The sequence below is a fragment of the Mesorhizobium sp. WSM4822 genome, assembly GCF_055811155.1.
Window position 1 is genome coordinate 1 of the sequence record NZ_JBVVQM010000073.1, and the last position, 707, is coordinate 707.

Consider the following 707-nt stretch of genomic DNA (forward strand, 5'->3'; position numbering starts at 1 on the left):
AACAGGGGCCTTGTGCAAATTCTTCGACCAAGATCCTCGGTGCAGACCGCCACATGTGCTGCCCGCCCAACAGATAGTTCGTATGCTCGACCAACTCGCCGGCAGTGCGGCATAATCGGACACCGACGCTGCCGCTGCCGTCGGCAGGCTTAACTATCACCGGCAGTCCGATCTCTGCGGCCGAACTCTCTATGTCCGCTGCATTGGCCGCCAAGCGATAAGCCGGCATCGGAACGCCTGAGGCCTCGAGAAGTTTACGTTGAGTGTACTTATCGCAGCATTGTTCAATAGCTTCCGGGTTCGGTCCTGGCAGATCGAAATGACGGCAGAGCTTGCCAACTGTTGCGTATACCGAGTCCCGTGCGGCCGTAATGCCAGCGATCTCATGGGTCTCTCGGATGTGGCAACATTCGCGGATCAGCGCGTCCAGATCGTCTGTATCAACACGGATTGTCTCAGCCTCTTTCGCCGCGAAATGGTCATACCGAGATGGATTGTCCGAAAGGGTAATTGGCCGAAGGCCAAGACGCTGAGCAGCCTGGACGTAGAGCAGACCTGAGCCCATTATCGTGCCTCCAATCAGGATCAGCGCTTTTGCCATTGGCTGTGGACTCCTTCTGCGTGCTGAGGTCCGGAGGATCGTTGGAATTGTTGTAGCTGTGCTTGACATCAGACCTTGCCCAAGGCTAGCATCGTCAACGATTCTT

The 707-nt window shown here is 56.3% G+C and carries 1 protein-coding gene; it reads right to left on the minus strand.

The window, feature by feature from the left end; translation table 11 throughout:
- Positions 1-601 (minus strand): ATP-grasp domain-containing protein (locus AC0L3E_RS34575; RefSeq protein WP_473606906.1); only part of this gene is annotated, 601 nt, incomplete at its 3' end.
- Between the last annotated feature and the right edge of the window lie 106 nt (positions 602-707).